This is a genomic window from Paludibacterium sp., assembly GCF_019232825.1.
Classification (GTDB): Bacteria; Pseudomonadota; Gammaproteobacteria; order Burkholderiales; family Chromobacteriaceae; genus Paludibacterium.
Genome location: NZ_JAFAND010000003.1, coordinates 24,550 through 51,455 on the forward strand (window position 1 = coordinate 24,550; position 26,906 = coordinate 51,455).

General features: G+C 65.5%; 17 protein-coding genes. 7 read left to right on the forward strand and 10 right to left on the reverse strand.

Going from position 1 to position 26,906, the window contains the following annotated elements:
- Positions 1-39 precede the first annotated feature (39 nt).
- The 4 genes from JOZ06_RS00220 (at position 40) to JOZ06_RS00235 (ending at position 16,183) form a co-directional block, all read left to right on the forward strand.
- Positions 40-4,029, forward strand: coding sequence for a hypothetical protein (locus tag JOZ06_RS00220; RefSeq protein WP_293227546.1), 3,990 nt, complete (start codon positions 40-42; stop codon positions 4,027-4,029).
- A gap of 33 nt (positions 4,030-4,062) precedes the next feature.
- A complete protein-coding gene (locus JOZ06_RS00225) occupies positions 4,063-7,920 on the forward strand; it encodes a hypothetical protein (RefSeq protein WP_293227548.1) in 3,858 nt (1,285 codons plus the stop codon).
- Positions 7,910-11,797, forward strand: coding sequence for a hypothetical protein (locus JOZ06_RS00230; protein WP_293227550.1), 3,888 nt, complete (start codon positions 7,910-7,912; stop codon positions 11,795-11,797). The genes JOZ06_RS00225 and JOZ06_RS00230 overlap by 11 nt, the downstream gene beginning before the upstream one ends.
- A gap of 75 nt (positions 11,798-11,872) precedes the next feature.
- The gene (locus JOZ06_RS00235) at positions 11,873-16,183 is read left to right on the forward strand and encodes a TcdA/TcdB pore-forming domain-containing protein (protein ID WP_293227552.1); all 4,311 of its coding nucleotides are present in this window, start codon (positions 11,873-11,875) and stop codon (positions 16,181-16,183) included.
- Here the strand turns inward: JOZ06_RS00235 and JOZ06_RS00240 are convergent.
- The 3 genes from JOZ06_RS00240 to JOZ06_RS00250 are packed head-to-tail and all read right to left on the reverse strand — an operon-like array spanning position 16,180 to position 18,120.
- The gene (locus tag JOZ06_RS00240) at positions 16,180-16,992 is read right to left on the reverse strand and encodes a crotonase/enoyl-CoA hydratase family protein (RefSeq protein WP_293227554.1); all 813 of its coding nucleotides are present in this window, start codon (positions 16,990-16,992) and stop codon (positions 16,180-16,182) included. The two genes, JOZ06_RS00235 and JOZ06_RS00240, sit on opposite strands and share 4 nt — an antisense overlap.
- 10 nt (positions 16,993-17,002) lie before the next feature.
- Positions 17,003-17,497 carry a DUF4442 domain-containing protein gene (locus JOZ06_RS00245; protein WP_293227555.1) on the reverse strand — a complete coding sequence of 165 codons (495 nt, stop codon included), beginning with the start codon at positions 17,495-17,497 and terminating at the stop codon, positions 17,003-17,005.
- A gap of 44 nt (positions 17,498-17,541) precedes the next feature.
- Positions 17,542-18,120, reverse strand: coding sequence for a TetR/AcrR family transcriptional regulator (locus JOZ06_RS00250; protein WP_293227556.1), 579 nt, complete (start codon positions 18,118-18,120; stop codon positions 17,542-17,544).
- 114 nt (positions 18,121-18,234) lie between these two features.
- On the opposite strand from JOZ06_RS00250, the gene dapF reads away from it, so the two are divergent.
- From dapF to JOZ06_RS00265, 3 genes are read left to right on the forward strand one after another with little or no spacing between them, the layout of a single operon-like run.
- On the forward strand, positions 18,235-19,068 hold the full coding sequence (gene dapF, locus JOZ06_RS00255; RefSeq protein ID WP_293227558.1) for a diaminopimelate epimerase: 834 nt from the start codon (positions 18,235-18,237) through the stop codon (positions 19,066-19,068).
- Complete coding sequence (locus tag JOZ06_RS00260) at positions 19,061-19,726, forward strand: DUF484 family protein (protein WP_293227560.1); 666 nt, start codon at positions 19,061-19,063, stop codon at positions 19,724-19,726. Before dapF ends, JOZ06_RS00260 begins: the two co-directional genes overlap by 8 nt.
- Entirely contained in the window at positions 19,723-20,286 is a 564-nt protein-coding gene (locus JOZ06_RS00265) for a hypothetical protein (protein ID WP_293227561.1), read from the forward strand. The genes JOZ06_RS00260 and JOZ06_RS00265 overlap by 4 nt, the downstream gene beginning before the upstream one ends.
- On the opposite strand, the gene JOZ06_RS00270 is transcribed toward JOZ06_RS00265, so the two are convergent.
- The 7 genes from JOZ06_RS00270 to serC are packed head-to-tail and all read right to left on the reverse strand — an operon-like array spanning position 20,277 to position 26,695.
- A complete protein-coding gene (locus JOZ06_RS00270) occupies positions 20,277-21,512 on the reverse strand; it encodes a PrpF domain-containing protein (protein ID WP_293227562.1) in 1,236 nt (411 codons plus the stop codon). The two genes, JOZ06_RS00265 and JOZ06_RS00270, sit on opposite strands and share 10 nt — an antisense overlap.
- 58 nt (positions 21,513-21,570) lie before the next feature.
- Positions 21,571-22,587, reverse strand: coding sequence for a 3-deoxy-7-phosphoheptulonate synthase (locus JOZ06_RS00275; protein WP_293227564.1), 1,017 nt, complete (start codon positions 22,585-22,587; stop codon positions 21,571-21,573).
- Positions 22,584-23,285 carry an isoprenoid biosynthesis protein ElbB gene (locus tag JOZ06_RS00280; RefSeq protein WP_293227565.1) on the reverse strand — a complete coding sequence of 234 codons (702 nt, stop codon included), beginning with the start codon at positions 23,283-23,285 and terminating at the stop codon, positions 22,584-22,586. The genes JOZ06_RS00275 and JOZ06_RS00280 overlap by 4 nt, the downstream gene beginning before the upstream one ends.
- Before the next feature lie 12 nt (positions 23,286-23,297).
- Entirely contained in the window at positions 23,298-23,885 is a 588-nt protein-coding gene (locus tag JOZ06_RS00285; RefSeq protein WP_293227567.1) for a TIGR00730 family Rossman fold protein, read from the reverse strand.
- Positions 23,886-23,890: 5 nt separating this feature from the next.
- Positions 23,891-24,964: a prephenate dehydratase gene (gene pheA / locus JOZ06_RS00290; protein ID WP_293227569.1), complete on the reverse strand. Its 1,074-nt coding sequence runs from the start codon at positions 24,962-24,964 to the stop codon at positions 23,891-23,893.
- Between the two features lie 3 nt (positions 24,965-24,967).
- Positions 24,968-25,558, reverse strand: a complete 591-nt coding sequence (locus tag JOZ06_RS00295) for a class I SAM-dependent methyltransferase (protein WP_293227570.1) — start codon at positions 25,556-25,558, stop codon at positions 24,968-24,970.
- A gap of 48 nt (positions 25,559-25,606) precedes the next feature.
- Positions 25,607-26,695, reverse strand: coding sequence for a 3-phosphoserine/phosphohydroxythreonine transaminase (gene serC, locus JOZ06_RS00300; RefSeq protein WP_293227572.1), 1,089 nt, complete (start codon positions 26,693-26,695; stop codon positions 25,607-25,609).
- Between the last annotated feature and the right edge of the window lie 211 nt (positions 26,696-26,906).

Below are 26,906 nucleotides of genomic sequence, written 5' to 3' on the forward strand. Positions count from 1 at the left end.
CGCGTTAGCGGGTAGCCACGTTCATCATGGAGACAAGCCATGCCCCTCCCGCCCCATGCCAGTACTTACGATATTTTTCCCGGCTATCGCAAGGCGCTCCTCCCGCTAAGCAAAGCGCCCGGCTGGTTCGACCTGGCCCAGTTGGAAACGCAACCACTCGACAAGACAATCGGGCGGGCGCTCTTGGAACTCAGCGCGCGGCGCCGTCAACTGATCGACGACGCCCAGCAGTTTTTCTCCGCGCAAAGTACGCCCCAACCACGCCGCATGCTGGCCGCCCCTCAGGACAGCGGCGCCACCCTTTTGTCCAGTCTTCTCCAGCAGCCGCTCTCGCGCCATCAAGGCGTGGTGTTCGGCAGCCGTCCGCCGCGCGCTGCCGGCCTACGCGTCATGATCGAGTTGCTTTCCCAGCCCCAAGGCGTTACCACGCTCTATCTGGTCGGCCTGCTGGCGGACTTGCATCAGGACGATCTCGACCGCTATGGCGCCACGCCCTCGGCAGCCATGCCACCGACGTTGAACGACTATGTCGACGACTACGACAGGCTGCGCGGCCACCCTGCCGAACACTCGCTGCGGCGTCTGCTCGAGTTGGCCCGCGCCCAAGGCATTCGACTGGTGGCGCTGGAAAACGCCGCGCTGCGCACCGTGCACAGCAAACAACCGTTGCCGACCCGCACGGCAGTGGAGATCGTCAATTATTACTTCGCTCAGCGCATCACGGCATACCAGCGCCGATTCCGCGGCGCGCGCTGGCTGGCCTGGACGGATGAGATGCCCCTTGGCCGCTTTGAGGACGTGCCCGGCATCACCGAGCTCACCGACAGTATCGGCGTGCGGCTGAACTTTCCCGCCTCGCCCGGCGACAGGCCGCTGCCAGCGCTTTACTTGCGCCGCGATCGCGGCGAAGAGGTGGTCGATCCGGCAGGCCAACGTTGTTGGCTACGTGGAGATCTGCTGCTGTCGCCCAATCCCTTGATCGATCTGGATGCGCTCAATGCCCGTCTTGCCCGCGTCGACGCCTTCGTCCTGCTGGCCCGGCCGGATATCGGGGAATTCGAGTTACGTTACCGTGCCGGCGACCAATCCATCCTGATCGTGCCGTTGCAACGCGATCCGCGGTCGCCGCACCGTTTTTTCATCGAGCAGCCGAATGACGTGCGCCCCTGGGGCGACATCCCGCTGCGCCGCTACCGTTCCGTGCAAGCGCTGAGCGATGATCTGCAGCGGCAGCTTGGCATGACCAACGCCTGGCCAGGGCTGACCCCCATCTTGGACACGCTGGCCAGCCAGCATTCGCCGACAAGGAAAGCCGGCTGGCTGCATACGCCACCACCGGGCATCGAGCGCGTCATCCCCGGCCAGCCGCTGCCGAGCGCGCGCACCTATGAACTCTCGGGGGGGGCGGTGGCGCTGCTTTTACCGCATACCAGGCGTGGACAGGGACTGGATACGCGTTATTCGCCGTATGGATTGACGCCGGCCGAGACGTTGGCGCACCAGCGTTTCATCCACAAGAGAACGCAACTATTGACCGATGCCGAACAGTATTACCGCCTCGCCCGACTGCCGGTACGGCCGGCACCGCCGGAGATCGCGCTTGCCGCGCCAATCTCCGACCAACTGGGACAACTGCTGGCGCGCTACCCCGGCATCGTCGTGGGGGAGGTTCATGCCGAGCACTGGGGCAAACAGCTACTGACCGAACAGATGGCCAGCTTACGCGACCAAGGCGTGCGCACGCTGTATCTGGAACAGCTGATCACCGAGCAGCATCAAGCTTTATTGGACAAATGGCACGCCGCACCCGACAACGCCATTCCCGAACGCTTGCGCAGTGGACTAGAGGCGGTCGACCCGGAACACCAAGTCGGCCAGGACTACACTTTCATCGCGCTGGTCAAGGCGGCGCACCGCCACGGCGTCGCCGTGGTCCCCCTCGATTGCTTTGGCGCCTTCTACACGCACGTGTTGTTCAACGAGCTGCAGCGCATCAAGCTGATGAATTATTACGCCATGCTGCGCATTCGCGAACGGCAAGCGGCGGCACCCACGGACAAATGGATCGCCCTGGTCGGCAACGCCCACGCCAACCACTTCGGTTCCGTGCCCGGCATCGTCGAGCTGACCGGCGCGGTCGGCCTGCGCGTCGCCGGCGAGCCGGCCGGGCTCTTGCCGGATACCGGCACCTGGGCCAGCTCGATCGAACTAGGGCAAGGTTTTTTGAAGTCCGATTTCGTCGTCTCCCATCGGCCGGTGCTGACCGATGGCGAGATCAACGCCCGCCTGCGCGCGCCGGGCGATTTCGCCATCGTCTATGCGCCGGAGCCGAATCGCATGGCGTACGAGCTGCGCTACCGCGATGCGCGGCGGATTACGGTACTGCCGATCCGCCTCACCCCCAATGGATTGCATTTTTATCTGGCCGACACCCCTTGGCCGGCGATCAACCATTTTCAAGTCCTGTCGCTCAAGACATTGAACAAGATGCTGGAGCAGATCGCCAAGCTGCACAACGTCTGGCCCCGCCTGACGCCGCAGCCGATCACCACGCTGTCGCCCGAGCAGCGCGACTTGGCGCTGCACCCGGCAGAGGCCGCGCGGCAGTGGCAAGCGGCGTTCGAGGGGCTGCGGCAGGCCACGCTATTGCGCCAGCTGTTTTTCGCGCCGGCGCAGGACCAGGGCGAGTTCAAGGCGGGCAAGGCCGCTTGGCAGGCCGAGCTCGCCGCCACCCCTCGTTTCGTCGAGGCGGACCTGGACACGCTCAAACACATCTTCGTCCAACAGGCCCCCACGGCCACGCCCAGACGGCTCGGCGCGTTGTTGGCCGCCGTGGCCGACCGGCAAGCCAGGCAGGCCGACGAGCTCGCCGAGACATGGCGCGCGCAAATCGCCCGGTTGGGCGGCACGGCGATTCGCCCGCTCGGCCACAACCGCTACCTGAGCGCGACCAACCACCGGCAAGGCGTGTGCGCCGGCCTGTGCGCCCATATGGCGGCCGCCTGGCTGCAAGACGCGGCCGCGCCAGGCCATGCCTACCTCGACGCCTATCTGGACAATGTCGAGGCCGCCACACACGCGCCAGACTCGGACAGCGCGCGCCTGCTGGATCTGTCGCTGCTGGCATGGTCGTTTGGCGTGCCGGAAGCCAAATTCGGCACCACCTCGGTGGCCAGCAGCGCCCCCCTGGCCGGCGTAATCGATCAACTGGAGCGCGCGGGCATACCCGCCGTTTTCAAGCTTTCTTTTGGCAACCACGCCATGCTGCTGGCCAAAGGCGGTCCGGCGACAACGCGCACTTTCCTGCTGGCCGACCCCAATTTCGGTTATTGCAAACTATCCGACCGGCAGGCGCTGACCAACGCCCTCGACTGGCACGGCCAATTGGTGCGGCGCTTGCTCCTGCCCGACGAAACCGGAGACAGGATTTTCACCCTGCGCCGCTACCGGGCGGATCTACCAAAACAAAAGCTCTTTCCTCAGGTGGAAACCGGATGGCTCGCCACGCAGAAGTTGGCCGATCTATGCGCGCTGCCGGCCCGAACAGCGCAGTTCACCACGCCCCTGACGCAAGACGCGACGTACCGGCAGTTGGCGTGGCGCCTGACCCTGCTCGAATATCGGCAGACACTGCAAGGTCTCGACCCGCTGAACACGACCAGCCGCATGTTGAGCGACTTGCTGACCCGGCACCAAGCGCCGCAATCGGCGGTGCGTGCCCATGCGCGAGTGCTCAAGATCGTCTTCCGCCGCCCAAACGCCCTCATCACGCTGGCCGCCCCCGCCGGGCAGGTCTACCCACCGCTGCTCATCGACGGAGCGCGCTATCCGCAAGACATCGCCTTGCTGCAGAAGCTGGTGTCGCTACAGCAAGACCTCGCCCCGCGCGGCACGCTGTCATTCCTGAGCCGCTGGCTTCGCCCGCGCCAGGCGCCGGTGAGGGAAATCGACCGCGATGTGTTGAGCGCCTCGCTGCCGGACGACGCGATTGAGCGCTTCTTGATATCGTCGCCGGCGCGGCCGTTTTAGCGTGTCTCCCCATGTCATCACCGGGAGGCCGCCATGCCCACGACCGACTACACCGTCCCCCATCATGTTCGCCCGGCCATTGCGCAACTCGCCAACACGCCGACAGGCCTCGCCTTGCGTCAGTGGGACGACGCCGGCGACAGCAACCTCAAATCGGCGCATCAAGCGCTGCTCGACGCACAACGGCGCCTGCAGACCGACGCCAAGGCCTACTTTACCCGCCTCGCCATGCCGCGCGCACCCGCCGTCCTCGATCGCGACGGCGCGCCCGCCCACCTCGCCGACCGTCTCGGCGCGCTACTACGCCGAGACGGCGGCATCGTTCTCGGCGGCATGCCGTTGCCGCCAATCGATAGCACGCCATTGATCGCATTGCTGGCCACGCTGAAGCAACAAGGGGCCGGCACCCTGTTTATCGCCGGGCTGCTGGCCGACGTGCATCAGGACGCGCTCGACCGCTGCGTCTCCGAGCCGCAAACGCCCTTGCCGGACACGCTGACCGCGTTCGCGGGTGCCACGATGACGCGCTTACTGCAAGGCGCACGCCAGCACGGTTACCGCCTCGTGGCGCTAGACTGCGCCGCCACCGTGGCCAACGCCGCGCTCGCGCCGCGCGAACGCGCCGAAATCGCCAACTACTTTGCGCAGCTCGTCATCGGCGAATACGCCAGCCAGCCAACGCACGCGCTCTGGCTCGCCTGGTTGGATGAAACCCGGCTCAGTCGTTTCGACGATGTGCCGGGCATGGCGGCGCTGACCGGCGCCGCCGGGGTGCGCCTGCGTCTCGCCAGCGCGCAGCCGGCGATGCGGCAGGATCATGGTGAACAGGTAGTGCGGACCGACGGCACACGCTACTGGGTCAAAAGCGATTGGCTGTTGAGTTCCCATCCCTTGATCGGGCAAGCGCGGCTACGCGCACGCCTACACGATGCCGGCACCTTCGCCATCGTCGCGCGGCCGGAAAGCGGCGAATTCGAGCTGTGCCACCGCGCGCACGACCTATCGCTGATCACCACCCCCATTCAGCGCGACCATGTCTCGCCACAGCTGTTCTTCATCGAACGCGACGATGCCGGCGCGCATTGGCAACCGGTACTGCGCCGCCGCTACCGCGATCTGTCCGCATTGCGCCAGGCGCTGCAGGAAATCGAGATGGTCGACGCCTGGCCTGACGCGACCCCCGTGCTGGAGACCGCAGCGCTCGGCGATGCCGGCGAGCGGCGCGCTGGCGTCATCGCACTGCCGGACGCCGTTACGCCGACGTCCGGCCTGCGGGTCTATGAGCACGGCGGCGAGGATGCCGCACAATTGGAAGCCATCGCGCGCGAAGAATCGCGCGGCTTGGATTTGCGCTACGTCAGCCCCTTGCTGAGCGAGCCGGACCGCCAGCTACGAAAGCGCTTCGCCAGCAAACGCGAAAGATTGCTCACCGATGCGGCGTTGTTCTTCCGGCAACCCACCTTGCCAGCCCGCCCCCCGATGCCGACGCTCGCGCCGGAGCTGGCCATGGCCGAGGCGCTCAACCGACTGCTCGCGCACTACCCCGGCATCGTTTTCGGCGAATCGCATCAAGACTGCCACAGCAAGCAGCTGTTGATCGAGCACATGCCGGCGCTGCATAGCGCCGGGGTACGCACGCTGTATTTCGAACACTTGCTGGCCGATCGGCATCAGCCGCTGCTCGACGCTTGGCACGCCGACCCCGGCGCGCCGATGCCGGCGGCATTGCAAAGCTATCTCCAGTGGCAAGACCGCGGCCAACGCGTCGCCGGCAACGCCAATTTCACCGCGCTGGCGCAGGCGGCTCACCGTCATGGCATCGCCATCGTCGCCATCGATTGCTTCAGCAGCTATTTCACCAAGGACTTGCTTGGCGCATTCGATCGACAGCAATTGATGAACTACTATGCCATGCGGCGCATCGAAGCGCGGCAAAGCCAAATGCCCGGCGCCAAATGGATCGCACTGGTGGGCAGTACCCATGTCACCCGGTTCGGCAACGTCCCCGGCCTCATGGAACTCACCGGCGCCACGGGGCTGTTCGTGCGCGGCGCGCCCGTGGGCATCCGCCCCGACGTGGGCGCTTGGGTCAGCACTTGGAGCAATGACGCCACGCCACAGCACTTTCTGCGGGCGGACTGGGTCACCTCCGCGCTGCCGCCTCTGCCAGAACCCACGCTGCAGGCCAAGCTGGAGGTTAACGGGGATTTCGTCATCGTCGCCCACGCCGCCCCCGCCGTCGCGGCTTACGCGCTGTATTACCGCGACGGCGAGCGTATCGTCGCGCTGCCGGTCACCCGCTCCGGCACCGGCAAGCGGCTGACGCTGCCCGCGCCGCCCTGGAAGGCCGCGTATGGCCAGCACTTCGCCGATGTGGCGAGCCTGGCGCAATTTCTTCAGCAAAGACAGGCGATGCGCGACGTCGCACCACTCTCCCGCGGCAGCTTTAGTGAATCATCCGGTGAGGCGGCTGCCGAAACAGCCGAGCAAACGGCGCCGGTTTCGGAGCGATTCGAACGCCAACGGCAGTCGGTGCTGCTGTGCCAGGTTTTTTTTGCCGACGGCGATAGTCGCGCCGCCTTCAAAGCGGGCAAAGCCGGCTGGCAGCACGAGCTGCCGGCGCTCGGGCTCGCCACCGACGCGCCTCTCGATCGGCTCAAAGCGGTGTTTGCCTGGCAAGCCGCCACGCTTTTCCCTCGCCAGCAAGGCGCCCTGCTGGCGGCCATCGGCGAGCGGCAAGCCGCGCTGGCGGCGCAACAGACAGTCGATTGGCAGACCCAGGCGGCGCTGCGCGGCGGCATGACGACGCGGCGCATTGCACACAATCGCTATCTGGCCGCCGCCGGACATCAGCAAGGCATGTGCGCGAGCCTAACCGCGCATTTGGCGGCCGTATGGCTCACGGACCGCCGCCAAGGCGGCAACAGCCATTTCGATGGGTATCTGAACGGACTAGAGGCGGCCATTCGCCAGCCCGACACCCCTGAGGCCCGGCTGCTCGACCTCGCGCTCGTCGCCTGGCGTCTCGCGCCGGACAAACAGGCTTTCGGCCGGCACCCGCCGGCCAGCGGGCTCTCCGTGGCCGACGTGCTGGCCCGGCTCGATGCCGCCGCCGCGCCGGCGGTATTCGAACTGGCACTCGGCAGTCACGCCATGTTGCTCGCCAAGGGCGGCACGACAGGCGCCGAGGGGTATGTGCTCGCCGACCCCAATTTCGGCCGCTGCGACATTCCCAGCCGGCAGGCGCTGCCGGCGCTGCTCGACTGGCACGGCAAACTGATGCGGCAGCTGTTCTCGCCCGATGCCGCCAAGCCGGTGTTTTCGCTGCGCCGCTACCGCGACGATCTGCCCGAACAAAGTTTGTTCGCCGCCAACAAGGTCGGCCCGCCGCTGAAAGCACTGCGCCTCGCCGACCTGGGGGCCCTGCCTGCGCTGGCCGAAGCCGACTTCGGGCGTCTCGCGCGCCGGCTCACCGTCGCCGACTATCGCCGGCGGCTGCAAACAACAGGCGCCGAACCCTTTGCCGCGCTACTCGGAGAGTTGCTCGACCGCCACCAGGCGCCCGTCGCGATGACCCGCGCGCCGGCACGGGCGATCAGGATCGCTTTTCGTGGGGAGGACGCTTTCATCACCTTGCGCGGCGCGGAAGGGCTGGCGCTGCCGCCGCTTCGCATCGATGGCGCGAGCCACTCCGAAGACGTCGCGCGGCTGCGTCAGGTCAAGGCGCTGCTACATGAACTGACGGATGACAATACCCTCGCCCGCATTGGCCGGCTGCTGCTGCCGCGACGGGCGCCGGCGTGGGAGGTCGACCGCCAGGTCCTGACCGCCGCGCTGCCTGATCCGCTCCCCTCCCCGCCGCCCCATAAGGAGTCCACTGATGTCTATTGAAGCATTTCTCGTTGCCGCGGCGCACCGTCCTATTCTGATGCGACTAGCCAACCGGCCGCAGGGCTTGGCCGGCGCGCTGGGCGACGCCGCGCTCAGCGGGGAGGAAACGCAAGCATTGCAAGCATTGAACCAATGTCAGGGTCTGCTCCTGGCGAGAGCCGCCCTGGCCGCCGACGATGGCAATCGCACGCGCTCAGACATTTCCTCGCTGGAAAACGACCGCCCACGGACGGCTGAGGCCCATCTGACCGAGCTGCTGAGCCGGCACAATGTACTGATCGGCACGCGCATCGGCCATCATGGCCTGGCACAGTTGATCTCTGCACTGGCGCAGTCCGCCAACGGCATCCACACCCTTTATCTCGCCGGGCTATGGGTGGATGGCCATCAAACCGCGCTCGATCAATACAACACGGCCACCGACGCGGGCATGCCGGCAGCCTTGCGCGAACGCGTTGCGGCGCTGGATCAGCACGCGCAACGACCCGCTGCCGCCTCGCTGCGGCGACTGATGGAGGTCGCCCACAGTCAGCGCATCCGGCTCGCCGCACTCGACTGCGCCGCCTGCGATGTTAGCCAGAGCCTCGCTGCCCGTCTGGGCGCGCGCAAGATCCTGGCGGCCGTCAACCACTTCGCCCAGCTGCGCATCAAGACGGATCAACGCGATACCGGCGGGCAACACTGGCTTGCCTGCCTGAGCGAAACGCGGGTCAATCGATTCGAGGGCATTGCCGGCGTCGCGGAATCCACCGGCGGCATCGGCGTGAGGCTGCAATGGCGCCAAGACGCCACAGTGGCGGAGCCCGTGCACCTGCAGCGCGACGGCGGAGAGCGCGTCACGCCTCCTGGCGAACCGACGTATTGGATCAAAACCGATTTGTTGATGACGCCCCATCCGCTGCTCAGCCGCAACGCCTTGGAGGAAAAGCTCGCATTGCCCGGCAGCTTTCTCGTCTTGACACGACCGGACATCGGCGAGGAAGACTATGAATTGCATCTTCACGACAGCGATCATGACATCGCGCTGACGCTCATCATGCGCGACCTCGCCACGCGCGCCTTTCACGTCGAGGCGGACCGGCCGGCGCAATGGCCAAACTGGCAACGGATAGCACAGCAGCGCTATCCCAGTTTGCGCGCTTTGCGCGCTGACCTGCAAAGCATCGGCATGCGCGATCTGTGGCCCGATGTGACGCCGGTACTGCTAAGCGAGGCACGGCGCCTCGCCGCCGAACGGCCTGCCGGGCTACTGCGCCGCGCCTCGCCGGCCAGCCGCTACCAGCTCTCCGGCGCCGAGATCGCCTGGGTGCGCGCGCATCTCACCGAATTTGACATCATGGAGCGCAGCGACCCGGGCGGTTATCAAAACGATTTACTGCTGACCGACAGCGAACGTTTTTTTCAACGACCCAGTTTGCCCGCGCGTGCACAACCGCCGGCATTCGCGCCCGACCTGCCGCCTGACGCGCTGTTTGACCTGCTGTTAACGCATCACCCTGGCATCGTCATCGGCGAGACGCGCCTTGCCGGCGCGAGCGACGCGGGCAGAACCTGGGCCCGGCGGATACTGGCCGAGCAATTGCCAAGGCTGAGTCAGGCGGGCGTCGATATGTTGTTTACCGATCTGCTGAGCAGCGAGCCGCACCAGCCGCTGTTGGATGCCTGGCCGCCGTTGGCCGATGCGCCGCTGCCCGAGGCCATCCGGCAACATCTGGCCCAGCGGCTGCCCGCGCGCGAAGTCGAGCCCATGGTCGCGCTGCTGCAGAACGCGCACCGCCACGGCATCGGCATCACCGCGCTCGATTGCTTCCTCATCAGCCGCATCGCCCCCGGCCCCTTGCAGGTGAAGGTGCGCAACTTTTACGCGCAGCGTTGCATCCGCGCACATCGCACAGGCAATAAATGGATCGCGCTGACCGAGGCCGGGCAGGCGTGCCATTTCCAAACCAACACCATGCTCGCGGGGATCCCCGGCGTCGCGCTGTTGACCGGCGCCATCGGCCTGCTGTTTGCCGGGCGTCCTTTGTCCACGCTGCCGGATACCGGAAACTGGCAGCGCGACGCGGGCGGACTGCGGTTCATTCAGGCCGACTTCATTGCCGCGCCGCGGCCGCCGATGGCGGACGGCGCCATCAACACCAAACTGGAACGCGAGGGCGATTTCGCCGTCGTCTACGCACCGGATGCCGCCACGATGGCGTATGAGCTGCGCTATCACCACGCCGGCAGGATCTTCGTGCTGCCCATCCGTTTCAGCGAGGAAGGCGACGTCGAATTATCGCCCCCGTCGTGGCTGCCGATCGACGTCGAATACGAAGCGCTCGACGCGTTTGTCCATGAGTTGTCTGCGGCAAGCGGGCGCCGCAACGTGTGGCCAGACGTCACACCGCAACCGGACTATTCGTTGCCGCTGCCGCAACGCCGCGCCTTGCTCGGCGCCGAACTGGCGGCACAACAAATGCTGGCGCAATTCGAACTGCAACGGGAAGCCGCGTTGCAACATTTGGTGTTCTTCTCCAACACCGCCATCCGCAACCTCTTTCGTCAGGGCAAAGCGGCCTGGCAAGACGAGCTTGTGCTGCTGGGGCTCACACCCGACATGCCGATCGAGAACATCAAGCAATACTTCGCGTTGCGCATCCACCAGTTGAGTGCCCGCCAACAGGGCGCGCTCTTGGCTGCGATCGCCGACAAGCAAAACCAGGCGGCAACACGCGTAGCCGACACCTGGGTCGAGCAGGTATTGCGACAGCGCGTCACGGCGCTGCGCCGCATCGCCCACAACCGCTATCTCGCCATCTCCGAGCACCAGCCCGGGCTATGCGCCGGTTTGGTCAGCCATTTCGCCGCCGCCTGGCAGCTTGATCGGCGCGCAGCGGACACGTCCACGGCCTTTAACGCCTATCTCGACAATCTGCAAGCCGCCACCACGCAGCCCGACCAGCCCATGGCGCACTTGTTGGACCTGGCGCTGCTTGCCTGGCAATTCGGCCCGCGCGAGCGCGCGTTCGGCACGCACACCCCGTTGCACGGACTTTCCGTGGCCGCCTTGCTGGCGCAACTGACGGCGGCGGCCGCGCCCGTCGCCTTCGAGCTATCGCTTGGCCGCCATGCCATGCTGCTGGCCAAGGACGGCGCGCCCGGCGCCGAAACGTATTGGCTGGCCGATCCGAACATCGCCCGTTGCAAAGTGGCGGGATCGGCGGCGATCGCTCGGTTGCTCGAATGGCATGGCCAATGGCTGAAAACCCTGTTTCCCTCGCCGGACGGAGAGCGCGACGCGCCGTTGTTTGGCCTGCGCCGCTATCGCGACGACTTGCCCGAGCAAAGATTGTTTTCCCTGACGGAAACAACCTCACTGCTCGGCACGCTCACGCTGAGCGCGCTGTGCCAACCGGAGACGCTGGCGGCGCGGCTACCGGCCAACATGAGGCAGAGCCACGTCTTTCGGCAGTTGCAGCGTGACCTCTCCATTGCCGAATACCGCTATCGGCTGACGCAAACCGGCTACCGTCAAATGCTGACGGGGCGACTGCGCGAGGTATTGTTGCGCAATCAGGCGCCGCCGTCGGCATTCTTGGTGCCGGTACAGATCAAGAACGTCGTTTTTCCCCCTCGCGGCGGCACCTTGTTCGGTCCGCGCGTGAACGCGCGCGTCACGCTGCAAACCGGCGCCGGCGTCACTTACGAAATCTTCATCGATGGCGCGCTCTACCCAACGGACGTCACATTCCTGCGTCAGGTCGACTTGTTCAGAAGGCTGATCGCCTGGGGCGTGCCGCATCACGCCGAATATCCGCTGGAGCCGGCACTGCACATCGACAGGGAGATGCTGACAAGCCCATTGCCGAATGACGAGCCGGCCGGCGAGGAATGAGTGTTTTTTGATATCGCCCCATGCGCCGGCGCCCTAAGTTGAGCGCCATGTCCACCACCCGCATGGAGAGACCGAATGCCCAACCTCGATCACGCTTTACCGTCCCGCCCACTGCCAAACGATCTGGCCGCCGAGTGGCGGCGACACATTACCCGGCTCGGCGCCACGGCTGTCGGCCAACTGGACCAGCGGCAATACCTGGCCGCCACCCCGTATCGCCACGGGCTGTGCGCCGGCATGGTCGGTCATCTCGCCGCAGCTTGGCTGCATGACCGGCGCGTGGCGCGCGGTCGGAGGCGGTTTTCCGCTCTGCTCGACGCGCTGACGGCACAGGGCAAGCCACCGCACAGCCTCATGACGCGCCGCTTGGTCGCCTGGAGCGTTGGCGGGCAGACGGCGAAATTCGGCTCGCGCCCTCGCCACGACGACCTGACGCTCGCTGCGCTGCTCGACCGCCTGGCACAAGCCGTCGCACCGGCGGCATTCGAACTGTCGTTCTGCGGTCACGCCATGCTGCTGGCGAAGCAAAGCGCCTCATGCTACTTGCTGGCCGACCCCAATTTCGGCCATGCCACGCTCGCGGACCAAGCGGTGTTGGCACGGGTACTGGATTGGCATCGCGCGCTCACCCAGCGGTTGCTCGCCCCCACGGACAGCCGCCAGACGCCGCACATTTTCACGCTGCGCCAGTTCCGCGACGACCTGCCGCTGCGGCCGCCAACCCAGCGGGCAGCACCCGCCCCAATGCAGTGGCCCGCGCTGGCCGCAGCATTGCCGGACACCTTGTCCGAGGAAGTCATGAGCCTGCTGCAAGGCGCCGCCGAGGAGGTGCGCGCCACCACGCCACGCCTGCCGAGCCTGGCGGAGGATCTATCGCTCGGACTGAGCGCGGGCCAGCAGAGGGCGACGCAAATGGCGGCGCGCCTGGAGCGCAGCCTAAGCGCCATGCTGGCGCAAAGCGAGAGGCCGGCCGACCGGGTACCGCTATTTGATGGGCTGGCGCCGGAACCCTCGGGCGGCATGCGGCTACCGTTCGCCGACAGACAAAACCCAGAGGCGCCTCCGCTGGAGCTCGTCAGCGCCGACGACGACCACACGCTGGCCGAGATGAAAGCGCTGCTGGAAAAAAACGCGGCGCAAATGCGGCGCGCCGGCGCCGTCCTCGACAAGCACGCCACCGCGACAGAGGGGACGCTGCCAGGCGAGGATTTGGCCATCGACGGCCTCAACGCCGCTTTCATGGTGCAGGCGATTCAACGTTTGCTCAGCCGCCGCCCGGAAACCGCGCCCCAAACGCCGGTGCGCCCGGGCCTCGCCATGGCGCTGCAGTTGCACGATTACGCCAACATGCTGATGGTCGGCGCCGGCGCGGCGCAAGACGTGCTGCGCGGCGCCGCGCTCGTCAAGGCGCTGCGCGCGCTCTCGGCCGGCGAAACGCTGCCCGGCGCTAGCCTTGGCCTACTTGGCAAAGGCACGGCCCTATTGCAGACCCTTAGCGTCGGTTTGGATATTTATGAGTTGACCCAGGCGCAAACCGAGAACCAGCGCGCCGTGTTCGGCACCAATCTGTTCTTCGACTCGTCGGGCTTAGCCGCCTTGATCGCCTCGGCGGCGGGCGTGCCGGTGGCCGGCCAGTTGGGCGTCATCATTGCCGGCCTCGGCATCGGCGTCGGCGGCCTCGTCTCCGCTTTCAACGACATCGCCAACAAAGCCGCCGCCGTCGGCCAGTATTTCGCCAACTTACGCCGCGCCTACCACACTCGCGGCGACACGCTGGGCGCCGGCTACGAGTACGACGCCGCCCGCCAAACACTCGCGCCCGCCTACCCGGCCGTGGTGATCAAGCTCGACCTGCGTCAGCAGCAAGCGACACTGGTTTCGCCGCTCTTGTATCCCGCCAAGCACGGCGCGACCGGCTCCGGCCGGCGCAACTATTTCTTCTGGGCCGGCGACATGCCGCGCGTCCAGCATGACCGTCAGCGCGCCATCGACACATGCCAACGTCTGCAATACCCGCTTGAGCCCATGGCATTGCCTGGCGCCGCCCGCACGGCCCGTCACATCGTGCTGCCCAGCGTGCCCCGGCATTACATTTCCTACAGCTACAACATGCTGCCGTTCGCCACCGCGCGCCAAGACGGGGGTTTCGACGTCCTGCGCCAACTGGAAGGCGACGACTTCGATTTCGACTTTTACATCTTTCCGTCCGAATATCTGATCGATCAACTGCACTTCGAATATGTCGACACGGCGGTCGACGTCTTGCTCGCCACGGGAGACTGCCAACTCTACATGCCGACATTCCCCGCGCCGGTGCAGGGCCACCTGCGCTACACGCTCCATGCCGACAGCGGGCAATACCGCATCGTGCTGTCGCCGGGTGCATCGCTGACGTTGACCGCCGCGCCAAACGCACAATACGAATGGCTGCTGGACGCCCGCCCGTTGTCCGACGACGAGCCGCAGTTCGACGCGGATCGCGCCGGCGTGGTCATTGGCGGCGTGTCGGTTCGCGTCTCCTCTGCGGGCGCGCCCCTCACGTTGGTGCGCAAAAACGGCGTGATTGAACGGCTCATCGTCGCCGAAGCGCGCCGCGAGACCGTGGAGATCGACGCCGCGCGCTGGCCCGCCTCGCAATTGGCGCAGTATTTGCACGATTTGGGCAGACAGCATCTGGCCCATGGCGACGTGGTGCAGGTGAAGGACTATCCGTTACCGGGCACGCCGGCCAAGACGATACCGCTCGCGTATTACGACACTGCGGGCGGACGCATGCTCTATGTCGCCGAGGACCTGCGCTACCCTCAGTGCGCGCTGGCGCTGATCGACGGCGATCAGGCGTACTTCTACAATCACCTGCGCAATAAAGTGCTGCGTATCGACCCGCGGACGCTGGCCATCGAAGCGGAGTTCTCGCTGCGCGATAGCCCGGAAATCCGGCTGTGGCGGGAAGGCGGCGCGGTACTCCTCAGCAGGGTGCCCCCGGTGACCAAGAAGCAGCCCTCAGCCATCTTCAGTCTGGAGAACGATACGTTGTACTTGCGCAGAGCGACCTTGGATGCGCCGCTCGTCAGTCTATTGGAAAACCAAGACCGGCTCAGCGACATGACAACCGACCTGCAATCCATTCTGGCGGAACACTTTACTTGGCAGCGGCCCAACCGCATCGGCGGGGCCGTGTTGCCGCTCAACGGCTATGTGGTGCTCGATCATTCGGCGGGGGAGACAGTCAAAGTCCGCTACTGGTTGCGCACGCGCGATGGCGCGTTGATCCGTCCCCGCCTGCCCGCGGGCGATCTACCTACGCAAGAGGATCTCGCGCTGGCGCATACCGACACCCTGCCCGACGGCGATGAGGCATGCTTCTTCTACCATGCGCCGCAAAAGGCGCTATACCACCAGCGCGGCCGGGGCTACGGCACAAACGACTTGGCGCGCAAGCTGACGATCGAGGGACTGGCATCGCTGAGTATCCTGGACGACCAGCTGTACGCACAGACCGAGCAAGGCCTGATCGTGTCGCTCGACGCGCAAGGGCGATCGACGCCCACCGCCGTCACGCGAAGCTGGCTTGCCGCGCGGCCGCAATGGCCGGATGACTTGCTCAAGCTCGCCGCGGACGGGACGCTGTCCGTGCTCGACCTCAAGCGCGCCGATGGCGGCGCGCAGCCAGCATGGACGATGGGCGGCCGCATCGTGCTTGCCGGTCCGAATCTGCCGGCCGACACGCAACTCATTGGTCTTGGGCAAGGCACGGAGGAGGCCTGGCTGTACAATCCGCGCGATCGGGCCTTATATCGTCAACCGCTGCTGAGCCGGCAGGATATCTTGCGCGCCTACGGTGCCGTGACGCAGACGGCGGGGGTCGAGATCGCGCGCGCCGAGCTTAAGCGCCAGTTCGCCGGTCTCTCGATCCAGGGGGCGACCTTGACGGTCGAATTGCTCGATGGCGTGCTGCCGCCGCCGATGCGCAACATCACGCAACTCTTGCTGGCGCCCACCGTGGCCATGGCGCTCTTGCGCATCGGCATGGACGACTGGCGGCTATACCAACGCATCGGCATCGACGTCGGCCGCTTACCTGCCGTCCAGCCGGATCAGGCCGCCATGACGATCGAGATCGCGTTGACGAGTCCCTTGGCGCTGAGCGCCACGCGCGAAGGCGACGATTTGCTGCTATTCGATCGCGCGAGCGGCAAGTCTTTGCTGGTCCTGCGGCTGTTCACGCCGGCGCAGCAGCGGAAAGTGAGCGTGCGCGTACGCGATGCCGTCGGCGACCGCGTGGTGGCAGACGGGATTCACGAAGCGCTCGCCAACGCGGACCCGGAGATTTGGCGCATGCTCATCACGCCGCCGGAACTCAAGCAGACGCCGCCGGCGCCCTAATCGCGGAATACGGCCGGTTGTTTCGTCATCGCCGCCATGCCTGCCGCGGCAATGTCTTCGGACAGCAGCATGGCGGCATTCCAATTGGCCACATATTCCAGCCCATCGGCCACGCTGTGGTCGCGGCTATAGTTGAGAACCTGTTTGCTGCCGCGCACCGCCAACGGCGACTTGGCGGCGATCAGCCGCGCGGCGTCCAGCGCGGCGGCGCGCAGGCTCTCGCCATCCGGCAGCACGCGGTTGACCAGCTGCCACGCCAGCGCCTGCTGCGCGTCGACGTCGCGGCCGGTCAGCGCCATCTCCCGCGCCACGCCCTGCCCGACCACGGTCGGCAGGCGCTGCAGCGTGCCGACGTCGGCCACCATGCCCACGTCGACTTCGCGCACGCCAAACTGCGCGTCGGCGCTGGCGTAGCGGAAGTCTGCCGCCAAGGCGATATCCAACCCGCCGCCGAGACAATAGCCGCTAATCGCAGCGATCACCGGCTTGCGGCAGCGTTCCAGACTGCTGACGCAGTCTTGCAGCTCCAGGATCAACGCCCGCAGCTTCTCGCGCTTGCGCGCCTCGCAGGAATCGTCGATCTGCCCCTGTACGCCCATCAGCATCGACAGGTCGATGCCGGCGCTGAAGTGGCGCCCGTTGCCCGACAGCACCACGGCGCGCACGCCAGGCTCCTGGTCGCACCAAACCAGCGCCTGCCGCATCTCGCGCCACATCTCGGCATTGAGCGCGTTGGCCTTGTCCGGCCGGTTAAACGTGACCAGCGCCACCGCATCCTGCCGCTCGATGGTCAAAACCTTATCGTCCACACCCGCCTCCTCAGCGTTTTTTCGGCACCCAGGCCCAAATCATTTCGCACTGAATCGGCGCGTTGCCCGATTCGTCGGTCACCACCACCTCGATCAAGGTGTTGCCCTTCTCTTCCTGATGCACGGCGTCGATCTGCTCCGGGCGCAGCGTGGCCACGGCGCGCATATTGCCTTGGCTGCGTTGCTGATAGTCGACTTTCATCGATTTGAGCAGCATCAGCTTGTCGTCCGGCACGTTCATGGCCAAGACGAATCCCGACGCCGTTTCCGCCAACAGCGCCATGGCGGCGGCATGCACGCCCTTGATATGGTTTTGCACCTTACGCCGGTTGGGAATCGACACCACCATGCGCGTGGGGCTCACTTCCTCGAAACGCAGGCCGGCGGTGCCGAGAAACGGCACGATGCGGCCAAACAGGCGGGAAATGACGACATTGCGCAACGCGCCCGGCAAGCGGGACGCCTTGGCTACCATGCGGTTCATGCTGTTGGGCTTGGGTTGCATCCCTCGTGTTCTCCTCGTGTTGTTGGCTTTTTATTGGTATGGCTTCATTCAACGCCCAAGAGGCGGGTGATCTGGCGCTTGACGGTATCGAGCCAGCCATCGTCGACCCGGGCCAGCTGCAGCCCGCCCTGCAGCGCGGAAAACATCAACACCCCCATTTCCTCGGCGCTGCCCGGATAGTGGAAAACGCCTAGATCGCGCCCTCGCGCCGCCAGATCGATCGACCAGTCGCGCATTTCGCCGATGAAGGCGGCCGCCTGGTCGCGCATGGCGTCGGGCAGCGTATGGAATTCCGTGCAGAGCATACCGCTCGGGCATACCTGCCGATCTTGGCGGAAATAGCTGTGCGCCAGCTCGAAATAGCGTTCCAGCTGCTCGCGCGGCGGCAACGCGGCTTGCGCTTCGATAAAACGGGAAAGGCGGCGGCGGTAGCGCTCGATCAGCGCCACGCCCAGATCGGTCTTATGCGGGAAATGATAATGAATGGCGGCGTTGCGCACGCCAAGCTCGCTGCTCACCCACTGATAGCTGAAGGCATTGAACCCCCGCGTCAGCAGCAGCTCCTCCGCAATATCCATAATGCGCTTGCGGGTGTCGTTCTTGGCGTCGGTGTCGATTTTCATGAACGCACTTTACTTACTGGTCAGTAAGCTGTCAATGCGATTGGCATGTGCTTCAGCACCCCTATAACTTGGGTTATGATGAACAGAAATCATGCGCCAATGAAGAGGCCGCACATGAAACTTAAATTCAGCAAAATGCATGGGCTGGGCAATGACTTCATGGTCATTGACGGCGTACGTCAATCCGTGGACCTGACCCCAGCGCAAATCCGGCACTGGGGCGACCGCCATTTCGGCATCGGTTTTGACCAGCTGTTGCTGGTTGAGCCGCCGACAGGGCACGACAACGATTTCCGCTACCGCATCTTCAACAACGATGGCGGCGAAGTGGAACAGTGCGGCAACGGCGCGCGCTGTTTCGCTCGCTTTGTCGCCGAACAGGGCCTGTCGGACCGGCGCATGCTGCGCGTGGAAACCGCGCGCGGCGTCATTCAACCCGAGTTGATGGACAACGGCGAGGTGCGGGTCGACATGGGCATCCCCCGGCTCGATCCCGCCGAGATCCCGTTCGTCGCCGAACGCCAGGCGATCACCTATCCGTTGGCGGTGGCCGGCGAATCGATCGACATCAGCGCGGTCTCCATGGGCAATCCGCATGCCGTGCTCATCGTGCCGGAAGTCGAGCTCGCGCCGGTCAAATCGATCGGGCAAGCGCTGCAGCAAAGCCGCCATTATTTTCCCGACAGCGTCAACGTCGGCTTCATGCAGATCGTGAGCCCGGACGAGATCCGCTTGCGCGTCTATGAGCGCGGCGCGGGCGAAACGCTGGCCTGCGGCACGGGGGCCTGCGCCGCCGTCGTGGCGGGTGTTCTGCGCAAACGTCTGGGAAATCGCGTCAGAGTCCATACCCATGGCGGAGACTTGACGGTAGAATGGGCCGGCATCGGCCATGCGGTCCACATGATCGGGCCGGCCACCACGGTATTCAGCGGAGAAATCGATGCCTGACCACAACGCGACGGTGCAGTCCGACGACGTATTGGCTTTTCTGGAGAACCATCCCGACTTTCTACAGCATCACGCCGAGCGCTTTGGCTTGAAGCACAACGGCGATCGCGTCGTGGTGTCGCTGGTGGATCGTCAGATGCTGGAACTGAAGGATCGTTGCCGCCAACTCGAGGCCCGCTTGCAACAGCTGGTGCGCCATGGCGAGAACAACGACCAGATTCAAATCCGCATGCATCAGCTGGCATTGACGCTGTTGACCGCGGATACGCCCGCCGCGCTGGCCGCCAGCCTGCGCGCCTGCTTCGCCGACAGCTTCGGCCTGGACAGAATGGCGCTGCGTTTGTGGCATCCCGGCGCCCAGGCGTTGGCAGAGCTCTACAGCGCCAAGAGCGAGGCCGCGCTGTTGGCGCGCAACCTGAGCGCGCCCTACTGCGGCCCCTACGTCAATGACGAAGTGATGTCCTGGTTCCCCGCCGTGCCGGTACTGCAATCGTTCAGCCAAGTCGCGCTGCGCGACGAGCACGGCGAGCCGTTCGGACTGCTGGTGCTGGCCAGCGACGACCCGGACCGCTTCACCCACGACATGCACACCCACTACCTGGTACAAATCGGCGAATTGATCAGCGCCGCCTGGCGCCGCCTGCTGGGTCCGGCGTGAGTCCGTTGCTGCCCGCGCTTTTCGTCGCCATGGTGGGCGGCTTCTGGCTCTTTGCCCTATGGCGTGTCGTCGCCAGCGGGCACGGCGTAGCGCAGGCGTGCTTTGTCGCCGGGTATCTGCCCTTGGCCATCGTGGTGCGGCTCGGCCATCCGCCCGACCCGATGGCGCCGATCTGGGCGCCGTTCCTTTACCCCTACACCTGGGGCGGCATCGCCGCCCTGTTTTGGGCCGCGAGCCAATTGCGCGCCAGCCGGCACGGCATCGTGGTCGACGGCACCCCGCCGCGCATGGCGGCATTCTACTTGGCGCTACTGGCGCTGCATGCCGGCGCGGTGCTCGCCGCGCCGTTGCATAGCGGCCACGTGCTGACTCTCTATCTGATGGTACCGCCGGCCATGGTCGTGCTGGCGCTGTTGCTCTATCTCAGCATCTCGCTGCTGTTCCGTCGGGCCGGCCGCACTGTGATGTCCTGGGGCGCGCTCGCCGTGCTGGCGCTGCTACCGGCGGGCTGGGTCAAGCTGTGCGAGCTCGCCGTGCCGGCGCTGTTGCGCTACGCCTGACATTGCGCGGCGACGCGCGCGAGCCAACCCGCCAAGGCGGAAGACGCGCGCGTCAACGGCACGTGTCCACGCATCAAAATCTGCGCATTGCGCCGATAAACGGCGCGAAGGATATCGACGCCTCGCGAGCCGACCTCGGCCTCGATTCGGGCGCGCAGCAAACCGGCCGGATTTTCCAACACAATGTCGATCACCTGCGCCGAGCGCAGGGCAGGCAAGCCCGTCGCCAGCTCGTTGGCCACCGTACCCGGCACCAGGCATGCCGAGGCGATGCAGCAAGCCCCGGACACCGCCAGCGCGGCGTGCGGCTGTTGCGGCGTGAAATAGCGCACCAAAAGCTGCGACTCCCCGCGCCCAGGCGCCAAGATCGCCACCTTGGGCAAGGTTTCGCTTCTGGCCAACGCCGCCTCATCCAGCAAACGGCCATCGGCGTCCGTCAACCCCATGCGCAGCGCCGCCGCCACCCATAATTGCCGCAGACGGCGCATAAAGTCCGTGTCCTGCGCCAGCGCCGCGGGCGCCTCCTCGGCCGACTTGCCCAGATCCGCCGCCCGGATCAACACCATCGGCACCGCGACATCGACACAGCTTACCGGGATGCCATCGATCTCATCGCGCGCGGCGCCCGTCGGCAACAGCCGGCCGGTTTTGGCGCCGGCCGGCGCCAACAGCGTCAGATCCACCGCCGGCCACGCGCCATCGACACCCGGCATACCGTCGCAGCGCGGCTGCCCGTCAGGACGGCATTGCAGCCGCGCCTCGCTGATCACGCCGGTATTGGTGTTGCGAATGACCATGCGGCAGCTGCCGTCGTCTTCCGGCTGCAGCAAGCCGACATCGAGCGCCCACAGGGGCAAGGAGGAGGTCAGATTGCCGCAATTGGCGCGCCAGTCGATGGCGTCGGTATGCGCCGCGAGCTGCGCCAGCGTGCTGACCAAGCGCCAGCCCGATTCGGCATGCTCGACGTTGACGAGAAAAACCTTGTTGCTGGTGGGCGTGACGCGCCCCAAACCGGTGAGCTGACGATTATTCGGTAGGTCGCCCTGTAAGGGCACGCCCAGCAAATGGCGCAGCAGCTCGTCGCGCACGGCGGCGTCGGCGGGCATCAGCGATTGCGGCAGAACGAGTCCGGTCGAGGTGCCGCCGCGCACCAGATGCACAGGGCAATGCCAAACGCCGCCGGCCCGATAGGGGCCGGTGAGCGGCATCGGCGGGATAAGCCTCAAGCCTTGGCTCCGGCGAGGGGGAATGGGTTGCGTGCGCGGCGCGTCATGACATTCCTTCCTAGAGGGTGCGGTCCATGACCTGAGCCAAAGGCCGCAACGCCGCCATCAGCGAGGACAGCTGCGCCGGCGTCAGCGCTTGCTCGGCATGGCAACGCGCTTGCGCCGGATTGGGGTGAACGTCGAGCCACAGGCCATCCGCGCCCGCCGCCACGGCGGCGGCGGCCAGCGGCGGCGTCATCCAGGCCTTGCCGGTCGCCCGCGCCGGTTCGACGATCACCGGCAAATGGGTCTCCGCCTTCAATGCCGCAATGGCGCCGATATCGAGCAACGTGCGATAACCCGGCTCCAGGCTTTTGACGCCGCATTCGCAAAAAATGATGCGGTGATTGCCTCCGGCCGCCACGGTTTCCGCGGCCATCAGCCACTCGGCCAGCGTGGCGGCCGGACCGCGTTTGAGAATGACCGGCTTGTTGAGGCGCCCCACTTCACGCAGCAGTTCCGTATTGCCCATCGGATGAGCAACAATGGCCAGCGCGTCGATTTCCAATTCGAGAAACGCGTCAATGACGCGCACATCCGCCAGCTCCGCCACGGCAGGCAGCCCGGATGCCGTGGCGGCGGCGCCAAGCCGGGCCAGCCCATCCACGCCCAAGCCTTGAAAGCCATAAGGCGTTTCGCTGTGCAAAAACACCCCGCCGTGCAGCAAGTGACCGCCGCTGTCGCGCACCGCCGAGGCCGCGGCGGCGATCTGTTCGTCGCTCTCCACCGCGGGCGGCCCGGCAATCACCTGCAGCGCACGGCCGCCGAAGGCCTGGCCGCGAATCGTCACAATCGACGGCTCGGGGTGAATTTCACGGCTGACCAGCCGGTACTCGCGCATCACGCGCAGTGCGCGTTCCACCCCCGGCATCCGCTCGAACAAGGCCGGATCGAGGGTGCGCTCGTCGCCAATGGCGCCGATCAACGTGCGCTCGGTGCCACGTGAAATATGCTCGGAAAGGCCAGCGGCGCGGATGCGCGCCACCACCCCGGCAATGTCGGCCGCCGAGGCGTCCGACGACATGACAATGATCATCCGCCCTCCTGTTGCGCCAAGAGCCAGCACATCGCCGAGACGGCGGCTTGGGCCGCACCGAAAAGATCGGCGGGGCTCGCCTTGGCATAGAGGCCCGCCGGCACGCTGACGATCCGCTGCGCGTCGTCGATGCAAGCCTCGTCCAGCGCGCACTCGACATGGCGCAGCCCCCAGGCTTCCAGCGCATCGATGTACTCGCCCGCCTCATCCTCATGCCCGAACGTCAGCCGCGCGCCATGCCGCCCCAGCTCGCGCGCCAGGAGCGCAGGCACCAGCGCCGCCGGGCCCAGCGCGACAAACGGCCGCCCGGCGAGAAAAACCGGCATCAACGCGTCCAGCACGTCCGGCGCCAGCGTTGCCCCGGCGCCGCGCACGGCAAAATTGGTTAAATTGCGCAACACCCCGCCGCCGCCCGGCAGCAGCACCGCGTCCAACCGGACGGGGTCCAGCTCCGACAGCGGCTCGATAACGCCGCGGGTAAGGCGCGCCGACTCGATCAGCATGTGCCGCGCATCCTGCATGGCGCGGCCACTGGCATGATCAATCACCTCGCGCTGGGCGCGGCTCGGCGCAAAGCAGCGCACCCGGCAACCCTCCTGCGACAGGGCGATCAGACTACCCGCCGCCTCAAGGACGTCGCTGCCGTCTCCGATTCCGCAGCCGCAAAGCACCAGCGCGATAGTTGGCGTGCCAATCATGAGGCCACCCGATCAGGTTTTATCCAAGGACAGCGGCTCGCCCTTGGGCGCGTGTCGTTGCCGGCACAGCATGGCGAGCAGGCAGTCGACGTCTTGTGCCAGACAAAAGCGCTCCATCGCCGCGCCGCGAATGAAACCCTGCTCGCGCATATGGCGCACCATCGCGAGCAGGGGCTGGTAAAACCCATCGACATCCAAGAGGCCGATCGGCTTGGCATGCACACCCAACTGCGACCAGGTCACGATCTCGAACAGTTCGTCGAGCGTGCCGAATCCGCCCGGCAAGGCGACGAACGCATCGGCCAGCGCCGCCATCTTGGCTTTGCGCTCGTGCATGGTTTCGGTGACATGGAGCGTGGTCAGTCCGTCATGAGCCACCTCGCGCGCCTGGAGAAACGCGGGGATCACGCCGACCACCTCGCCGCCCGCCGCCAGGGCGGCATCGGCGGCCGCCCCCATCAGGCCCACATTGCCGCCGCCATAAACGAGCGTCAGCCCAGCGTCGGCGACCGCGCGGCCAAACCGGCGCGCCGCGGCGACATAGGAAGGCGAACCGCCGTTGGCGGAGCCACAGAACAAGCAAACGGAACGTATCGCCATAGCGGTCAGATCACGGCCAACGGGTAGGAACCCAGGATTTTGACAAAGGCGGCACTGGCCTTGAGCGCCTCGAGCGCCGCCACGACATTGACGTCGGACTGATGTCCCTCGATATCGATGAAGTACACGTATTCCCACAGTCCGGCGCGCGCCGGGCGCGACTCCAGCTTGGTCATCGACACGCCGTTGGCCGCAATCGGCGCCAACAACGTATACAGTGCGCCGGCGCGGTTGGGCGCCGCCACGATCAGCGACGTTTTGTCCTCGCCGGTGGGGCCGACGTCTTGATGGCCGAGCACCAGGAAGCGCGTGGTGTTGTTCGGTTCGTCCTCGATGCGTTCAGCCACCTTGATCAACTGATAACGCTCGGCGGCCGCCTGACCGGCGATCGCCGCCACACCGGGCTCGACGCCGGCGAGCCTTGCCGCTTCGGCGTTGCTGGCCACGGACACCCGTTCGACGTCCGGCAAATTCTTGTTCAGCCATTCGTGACACTGCGCCAGCGCCTGCGCATGCGCATACACGCGGCGCACCGGCGCCTCTGCGTCCTCGGCACGGCGCAAGAGGTGGTGATGAATGCGCAGCACCACCTCGCCACAAATCTTGAGAGAGCTTGCCAGCATCAAATCGAGCGTGCGTCCGACCGCGCCCTCGGTGGAGTTCTCCACCGGCGCCACCACGTAGTCGAGCGTACGCGCCTCGACCAACCGAAACGCCTCGTCCACCGAGGCACAGGCGACCGTGCGCGCGGCATGGCCAAAGTGCTTGATGGCGGCCAGCTGGGTAAAAGTGCCCTCGGGGCCGAGATACGCGATCGACAACGGTCGCTCCAACGCCAGGCACTCCGACATCACCTCGCGGAACAGCCGCGCCACCGACTCGGACGACAGCGGCCCCTGATTGAGCGAGCGGATGCGACGCAGAACTTGCGCCTCGCGTTCAGGGCGATAGACGACGCCGCCGCCCTTGATTTCTCCGATGGCTCGCGCATGCGACGCACGTTGATTGAGCAGATCGAGGACCTGCACGTCGATGCCGTCAATGGCATCGCGATGTTGTTTCAGTAAATGATCCGACACGTTTTATTCGTCTTTCAAGATGACAAATTGGCCTTTTCCGATCGGATAAGTTTCGGCGAGATAGCCGTCGGTCGCAAGCACCTGTTCGATGAACGGCGCGCATTCCTGCGGATGCGACAAGGCGTTGTCCATCACTAAGAGCCCGCCCGGACGCAATACGCGGCAGATTTGCGGCCACAGCGCCGGATAGCTTGAGCGATCGGCGTCGAGAAACAGGAAATCCACCGGCCCGGCTTCCAGTGCGGACAGCCATGCGGCCGCCTCGACGGTTTCGAGCCGCACCAAGTGCGCAAGGCCGAAGGCGGCAAGGCGCGATTCCGCCACGGCGCGGAAATCGCCGGCATTGTCGAGACTCGTGACCTTGCCTTGATTGCTTTGCGCGGCGAGCGCGAGCCACAGCGTCGAATAACCGCTGGCCGTGCCGATTTCCACGATACGGCGGGCGCCGGCGGCACGCGCCAGCTGATAGAGGAATTTGCCGGCATCGGGAGCGATCATGCGCCAGCGCGCCGACGCTGATGTCAAATTGGCATCGCGCGCCTCGCCCTCCTGCCAGAGGACTCTTAATTGTTCCAGCGTATCGTTCTGCAGCATCGACTCTCCTCCTTATACGTGGCGACCAGGAGAATGCCCGCGAGGCGGTTACCCGTGCTGTCGGGCAAAGTCCTGCATGAAATGAACCAACGACTTCACGCCTTCGATCGGCATGGCGTTATAGATCGAGGCGCGCATGCCGCCGACCACGCGATGTCCCTTGATCTGCACCAGGCCATTTTTCTTGGCCTCGCTCACGAAAGTGTCGTTGAGCGATTCGTCGTGCAGCCGGAAGGTCACGTTCATTTTGGACCGGAACGGCGTTTCGATATGTGTGGCGTAGAACCCGCCGCTCGTGTCAATGGCATGATAGAGCAGACCCGATTTTTCCTCGTTGCGCGCCGTAATGCCTTTGATACCGCCCTGCTCGCCGATCCACTTGAGCACCAGACCGGCGATGTAAATCGGGAACGTCGCCGGCGTGTTGTACATGGAATCGGCGTCGGCATGCACGCGATAATTGAGCATTGTCGGCGTAACGGGCCGCGCGCGGTCGAGCAGATCCTCGCGCACGATGACCACGGTCAGGCCGGACGGGCCGATGTTCTTTTGCGCGCCGGCATAAATCAGGCCGAAGCGGCTGACGTCGACTTCATGCGACAGAAACTCGGACGACATGTCGCAAACCAGCGGCACGCCGTCAAGCGTCGTCGGCACGAACGGAAACTGCAGGCCACCGATGGTTTCGTTGGCGGTGTAATGCAGGTAGGCCGCTTCAGGATCACATTGCCAGGTATCCTCGGCCGGCACGTAGGAAAAATTTCGGTCCTCGCTGGAGGCGACGACTTTGACCTTGGTGTAGCGCTTGGCCTCCTTGATGGCCAGCTTCGACCAGTGGCCGGTATTGACGACGTCGATGGACTTCTTTTCGCCCAGGAGGTTGAGCGGCACCATGGAAAACTGCATCGAGGCGCCGCCCTGCAGGAAAAGAACATGGTAGTTGTCCGGAATGCCCATCAATCGGCGCAGATCATGCTCGGCATCATGGATGATTTCCATGAATTCCTTGCCGCGATGGCTCATTTCCATCACGCTCATACCGCTGCCGTGCCAGTCGAGCAACTCGCTTTGCGCCTCCGCCAGCACCGAATGGGGCAACATCGCCGGGCCGGAGGAAAAATTGTAGACCTTTGCCATGACAATCCTTTGTAGGGAAAGCCGGTCCGAGGCGCGGGCCGCGGCGGGCTTTCTAATTAGGGACCCTCTGAACAAGTTATTTACCGCCAGGCGCCGCCCCGAAGGGTTTGGCCAACAAGCGGCCGCCTGACGGCGTTGCGCTCCTTGGCATCGCAGAATGACTGCGACCTGCGTCGCGCGCCTTGCATTCGGCCTGTTGTTGACCAAACGC